This window comes from Curtobacterium sp. MCBD17_008, assembly GCF_003234475.1.
GTDB lineage: Bacteria > Actinomycetota > Actinomycetes > Actinomycetales > Microbacteriaceae > Curtobacterium.
This window is the reverse complement of record NZ_QKTK01000022.1, coordinates 39537-45555: the sequence shown is the minus strand read 5'-3', so window position 1 is coordinate 45555 and position 6019 is coordinate 39537. Positions and strand designations below refer to the sequence as shown.

Annotated in this window: 7 protein-coding genes; 4 read left to right on the top strand and 3 right to left on the bottom strand. The window is 73.0% G+C overall.

Annotation, left to right across the window (positions count from 1 at the left end; translation table 11 throughout):
* Positions 1-310: LysM peptidoglycan-binding domain-containing protein (locus tag DEI95_RS15670; RefSeq protein WP_146243697.1), on the top strand; the 310-nt coding region annotated here is incomplete at its 5' end.
* Between the two features lie 97 nt (positions 311-407).
* Here DEI95_RS15670 and DEI95_RS15665 read toward each other — a convergent pair.
* On the bottom strand, positions 408-1436 hold the full coding sequence (locus DEI95_RS15665) for an LCP family protein (RefSeq protein ID WP_111060816.1): 1029 nt from the start codon (positions 1434-1436) through the stop codon (positions 408-410).
* A gap of 81 nt (positions 1437-1517) precedes the next feature.
* Positions 1518-1931, bottom strand: a complete 414-nt coding sequence (locus DEI95_RS15660; protein WP_111060815.1) for a MarR family winged helix-turn-helix transcriptional regulator — start codon at positions 1929-1931, stop codon at positions 1518-1520.
* A 92-nt stretch (positions 1932-2023) separates the two neighbouring features.
* Here DEI95_RS15660 and DEI95_RS15655 point away from each other — a divergent pair, with 92 nt between their 5' ends.
* Entirely contained in the window at positions 2024-2674 is a 651-nt protein-coding gene (locus DEI95_RS15655; protein WP_111060814.1) for a GntR family transcriptional regulator, read from the top strand.
* A 12-nt stretch (positions 2675-2686) separates the two neighbouring features.
* Here DEI95_RS15655 and DEI95_RS15650 read toward each other — a convergent pair whose 3' ends face one another.
* Positions 2687-3523, bottom strand: coding sequence for a YdcF family protein (locus DEI95_RS15650; RefSeq protein ID WP_181436403.1), 837 nt, complete (start codon positions 3521-3523; stop codon positions 2687-2689).
* A gap of 136 nt (positions 3524-3659) precedes the next feature.
* Between DEI95_RS15650 and DEI95_RS15645 the strand changes: the two genes are divergently transcribed.
* Positions 3660-5165, top strand: coding sequence for an LCP family protein (locus DEI95_RS15645; RefSeq protein WP_258367626.1), 1506 nt, complete (start codon positions 3660-3662; stop codon positions 5163-5165).
* 61 nt (positions 5166-5226) lie between these two features.
* Complete coding sequence (locus DEI95_RS15640; protein ID WP_110901635.1) at positions 5227-6009, top strand: endonuclease/exonuclease/phosphatase family protein; 783 nt, start codon at positions 5227-5229, stop codon at positions 6007-6009.
* The last annotated feature ends 10 nt before the right edge of the window (positions 6010-6019 follow it).

Here is a 6019-nt window from a genome sequence, read left to right as displayed (position 1 = left end):
CTGCGCGGGGGCCGCCGCCCCGGCGGCCCCCGCGCAGCAGGCGGCCCCGGCCCAGCCGGCGGCTCCCGCACCGGCCCCGGCTCCGAAGGCCGCCCCGAGCACGCCGGCTCCGTCGGCGACCTCGAGCAAGCCGGCCGCGGTGCCCACGAGCGGCAAGACCGTCAAGGTGGTGTCCGGCGACACGCTCGACACCATCGCGACGAAGCTCGGCATCGACGGTGGTTGGAAGCAGCTGTGGGCGGCGAACACGTCGACCATCGACGACGCCAACCTCATCTACGCGGGGCAGACCCTGCAGCTCCCGGCCTGACGTCCAGCGTCACGCAGCCGATCGGAAGCGCCCCACGACCTCGGTCGTGGGGCGCTTCGTCGTCCCCGGCCCGGAGTCCCCGGACGGCCGTGTCGCCTCAGCCGGTGGCCGCGGTCCGCCCTGCCGCGTGCCCCGCGAGCCACCCCTCGACGTCGTCGGACCGCAGGGCGATGGTGAGGCTGGTCAGTTCGGCACGGTCGACCTCGACGTAGCTCTGGCCGTCCGGGCTGGTGCCACCTCCGGCGGTCGGGAGCGTGAACGTCTCGAGGTCGTACGGCCGGATCCGGCGGAGGGACCAGCCGAGGTCGACCAGCGTGGGGAAGGTGAGGCCGGGGTCGACGGAGAGGTACGCGCTCGTCGAGCTCACGAACTGCTGCACGGCCCCGGGGTCGGTCAGGGTGTCCGCCGACAGGACCCGCTCGAGGAGCGCGCGCATGAACGCCTGCTGGTTGCGGACCCGGGTGTGGTCGGCGTCCGGGAAGGCGTAGCGCTCCCGCACGAACGTGAGCGCCGCGGCGCCGTCGAGCTCGTTCGGTCCCCGGACGAAGTGGTGTCCGCGGGCGTCGAAGGTCGCGGGGGACTGCACCGTCACGCCGCCGAGGGCGTCGGTCATCCCGACGAACCCGGCGAAGTCGATCTCGGCGACGTGGTCGATCCGGACCCCGAGGAGCTGTTCGACGGTCTGCACGGTCAGTGGGACACCGCCCCACGAGTAGGCGGCGTTGATCTTCGCCCTGCCGTGTCCGGGCACCTCGACCCAGGAATCGCGGAGGATCGACATCAGGGAGACGTGTCTGCGGTCGGCCGAGACGTGCGCGAGCATCAGGGTGTCGGAACGGCCACCGCCCACGCCGTCGTGCTGCGGGTCGAGCCGCTCCCGTGCGTCCGACCCGATGAGCAGGACGTCCAGTGCGTTCCCGTCGTCGTGCGGCCGTCCTCCGCTCGGGAAGGGGTCGTCGAGCACGGTACGACCCGCGTCGTACCGCTCGGCCAGGCCTCCGATGAACACGCTGGCGACGACGGCGAGCACCGTGGCGACCGCCGTGAGGGACCCGACGGTCGCCAGCAGTACGACGAGCAGCGGGCGGCGTCGGGCGGAGCGCGCTGCGGCACGGCGACCGGTCACGAAACCCCCCGGGGCCAGGTCGGCCCTGGTGCCGACCCATCCAGGGTGTCACATTTCAGACGTCAGACACAAGTGCCAGCATCAGGGCGGGGTCGGCCGCGTCCCTGCGAGGATCGCGCCGAGACGACGGCGCAGCTCCGGGTCGTCCGGCAGGACGTCGCGCTCGATGTGCCGTGCGGTCTCCCACATCTCCCGCCCGCGCTCGGTGACCGTCACCACCCGGCGACGCCCGTCCTCGGGATGGGGTTCGCGGATGACGAGGCCGTCCCGTTCGAGCCGCTCGAGGGTGCGCGACATGGTCTGCGGCTGCACGCGCGCGGTCCTCGCGATGACGTCCGCGCCGGTCGGGCCGTTCCGGAGGGCGATGTCGAGTGCGATGAGTGCCGCGTGGGGCAGGCCGATCGCCCGGAGTCGTTCGTCCCACTCCCGTTCGACGGCTCGTGCGGCGGCCGCCAGCAGTCGCCCGATCGGCCACCGGGAGGGCTCGTCGTCCATGCCGCGAGTCTACGGTCGGGCGGTCCGCTTCCTCCGGCGCGCTGCCGTCGCGCCTCTCGCGCCGATCCCGTGACATGTGACACGCTGAGCGCATGCCAGTGCCCTCGACCCAGCCCGCTGCCGAGCGCAAGCTCCTCCGGGACACCGTGCAGGACAAGATCCGGGACGCCATCATGGACGGCACGCTCGAGCCGGGCGAGCGGCTGAACGACGACGACCTCATCGCCTGGCTCGGCGTCTCCCGCACTCCCATCCGAGAGGCTCTGGCCGAACTCGCCCGCGCCGGTCTCGTCGAGATGGCCCCCAACCGTTACACCAAGGTGGCCGCACCCAGCGCGGCCGAGCTGCTCGACGCCTACCAGACGCTCGGTGTGATCTACGGCGGCGTCGTCCGGCTCGCGGTCCCGCGCTTCACCGACGCCGAGCGCCGCCGGGTGGTCCGGACGCTCGACGACGTGCTCGAGCGCCTCGGCGAGGGCCAGCAGGCCGAGGTCGCCCACGACGGCGCGGACCTCTACGCGATGTGGGCGGAGGCCTGCGGGAACGCGTCCCTCGCCCAGCTGTGCCGTGCCACCACCGACGGACTCGCCTTCCGGTTGCGGGTCCCCGAGCTCGCCGAGGTCGTGCCGCCCGAGGCGGTCACGCCCCGCGTGCGGGAACTCCGCGACGCCGTCGCGGCGAACGACCCGATCGCCGCGGAGCTCGCCATGGAGGCCGCTCACCTGCTGCCCAGCAGGAACTGAAGCGGCCGGCACTCAGCGGGGCAGGACCCCCGTTGCGAGCCCGAGCGACCAGAGTGCGACGATCGCCACCACCGCCGCGAGGTGCCACCAGCGGTGCATGACGAGCACGGCGGCGAACTCCCGCAGGAACGCGCTCGGGACCGCCTGCCGTGCCGTCGGGGCCCCGAGCACGCGGGCGTCGAGACCGGTGCGCCGGGCCGTGATCGCGGTGCGCATCACGTGGTAGTCGTTCGTGACGACGAGCGTCCGCCCGTCCACTCCGGCGTCCCGGAGGACCGCGGAGGAGAACCGGAGGTTCTCGCGGGTGTTCCGGGAGCGCGGCTCGCGGAGGACGAGGTCCGCGGGGACACCGTGCCCGACCAGGTACTCGGCCATGGCGTCGGCCTCGGTCCGGTCCTCGTCCGCGCCCTGCCCGCCGGACGCCACCACGACCGGGGTGCGGCCGGCGGCGTCCGACCGCCGGAACACCTCGACCGCGCGGTCGAGCCGGGACCGCAGCATCGGCGACACCTGCCCGTGCACGAGCCCGCACCCGAGCACGACGAGCGCCTCGGCCTGCTCGGACACCCGCACGTGCCCGTACGCGAGCGCGGCGCCGAGGAACACGAGGAAGGCGACGGCGACGTACCCGGCGACCGCCAGGACGAGCACGAGGACCGCCGAGCTGGTCGGGGTGTCGACCCGCGCGAGCACGACGACGAGGGCGTCGAGCGCGAGCAGCACGGTCCCGGCGACGAGTGCGAGGAGCCTGGTCAGGCTGCGGGCACCGCGGCGGAGTGCGCGGACGCCGTTTCCGACCAGGAGCACGGCGACCAGGGCGCAGCACACGGCGAGGACGGACAGGAACACCCTGCGACCGTACTGGGCGACCATGTGCGGACCGCGCCCGCCGCAGGGCCGTGAGCGGGGCCTCCCGGAGGGGTCTGTACAGCTCGTCCAGCCGGAACCCATGTCATCCGCGAGCCCCACCGTTATGGTTCTCCCCGTGACGAACGCACCCGAGGAGACCAGGCCCCGCCGTGCCGACCGCGCCGTGCCGCCCCGCCACGGGCGCCGGAAGCGCCACTGGGGAGCCGTGCTCCCCGCGGTGGCAGGCGTCCTCACCATGGCCGTGCTGCTGAGCGGTGGGTACGCGGCCTACGCGTACAACCGGCTCGCGAGCAGCGTCACGAAGGTCGACGCGATCGGCAGTGCGCCACCGGCGGAGGACGACGTCGACGGCAGGGCGATGAACATCCTGCTCGTCGGTGACGACCACCGACCGGACAACGCCACCCCCGAGCAGCTCGCCGAGCTCAGCACCGAGTCGGACGGCGGCGCGACCAACACCGACACGATGATCGTCCTGCACATCGCCGCCGACGGCCGCAGCGCGACGATGATCTCGTTCCCGCGTGACTCGTACGTCGACATCCCGGACGTCGGCAAGGGCAAGCTCAACAGCGCCTTCGAGTACGGCACCCGCGACGGCGGCGGCGACTCCGGTGGTGCGAGGAAGCTCATCGCCACGATCCAGGACCTCAGCGGGCTGACGATCGACCACTACGTGCGGGTGTCGCTGCTCGGCTTCTACGAGATCGTCAAGCAGCTCGGCCCGGTCAACGTCTGCCTCAACCAGCCCGCCAAGGACGCCTTCTCCGGCGTCGACCTGCCTGCCGGGGTCTCGCAGCTGGACGCCAAGCAGGCGCTGTCCTTCGTCCGCCAGCGGCACGGCCTGCCGGGAGGCGACCTCGACCGCCAGGTCCGGCAGCAGTACTTCCTGTCGCAGGAGGCGCGCAAGATCCTGTCGGCCGGCACGCTCCTCAACCCGGTGAAGACCACGAAGATCATCGACGCGATCGGTGACTCGGTGGAGACCGACCAGGGCCTCGACCTGCTCGCGCTCGCGCGGCAGATGAGCAACCTCCGCCCGTCGAACATCAAGTCCGCGACCATCCCCATCCTCGGCACCCCGACGGTCTACCCGAACGGGTACGCGCTCTCCGTGGTCGAGGTCGACACCGCCGGCATGCCCGCCTTCGTCCAGGGCCTCGTCGGGGAGCCGCCCGCGTACGCCGACGCGAAGGCCGCTGACCCGGCGTCCGTGTCCGTCACCGTCACCAACGGAAGCGGTGTCACCGGCGCCGCCGCCACCGCGAGCGGCGTGCTCACCGGACGCGGGTTCCAGGTCGGGACGCCCGGCTCCTCGGCGACGACGGCCACGACGATGGTCCAGTACCCGGCCGGCCAGGAGGCCCAGGCCAAGGCCGTCGCGTCCGTGGTCCCCGGCGCGGTCCCGGTCCAGAGCACTGCGGTGCAGGGGGTCACCCTGGTCCTCGGCACGGACGGCGCGATGCCCTCCGCTCCCGCTGCGGCGCAGCCGTCGGAGGAGGCCCAGCCGTCCCAGCCGTCGGAGGAGGCCGAGGCGTCGAAGCCGGCCGAGCCCGCGGAACCCAGCCCCTCGTCCACCGCGGTGCACGAGTTCGGCCAGGAAGGCGTCTGCATCAACTGAGGGTGGCCCACCGACGCACGACGGGCGGCGGCGCCCCGGTGCCTCCGGGTAGGTTCGACGGGTGACCAGCACCGCGCGCCCGATCACCCTCATGACCTACAACATCAAGAACCCGGACCCGGCGCACGACTGGCCCGCTCGCCGCCCGGTCGTCCTCGACCTCATCCGCCGGCACGACCCGGACCTGGTGTGCGTGCAGGAGGCGTTCGACCACCAGATGGACGACCTCCGCGCCGGGCTGCCCGACCACGCCGACATCGGTCAGGGTCGCGAGGGCGGCACCGCGGGCGAGCACGCCGCCGTGTTCTACCGACGCGACCGCTTCCGTCCCGCCGCGTCGGGGTCGTTCTGGCTGTCCGACACCCCGGACGAGCCGGTCTCGAACACGTGGGGCAGCAAGTACCCGCGCATCGCGAACCACGTGGAGTTCCTCGATGCGGAAGGCCCGGCCTTCACGCTGCTGACCACGCACCTGGACCACGAACCGGGCCCGCACGGGGACGAGGTCCGCGGGCGCAGCGCCGCGCTGATCGTCCAGCGGCTGTCGGTCGTCGACGGACCGGTCGTGTTCGCCGGCGACTGCAACGAGCCGTCCGGGTCCGGTCCGGCGTCGCGGGTCTTCGCCGAGGCCGGGTACACCGACGCGTGGATCGTCGCCGGTGACCCCGAGGACCGGACGGCGTCCTACAACGAGTGGCAGCCGCCGGTGCCGAGCGGGGAGCGCATCGACTGGGTGCTCACCCGCGGGGTGGCCGGTGTCGACCGCGTCGTGATCGACCACGACGGCCCCGAGAGCTGGTTCGCGAGCGACCACTTCCCGGTCGTGGCGACGATCCGCATCTGAGCGGGGCGGC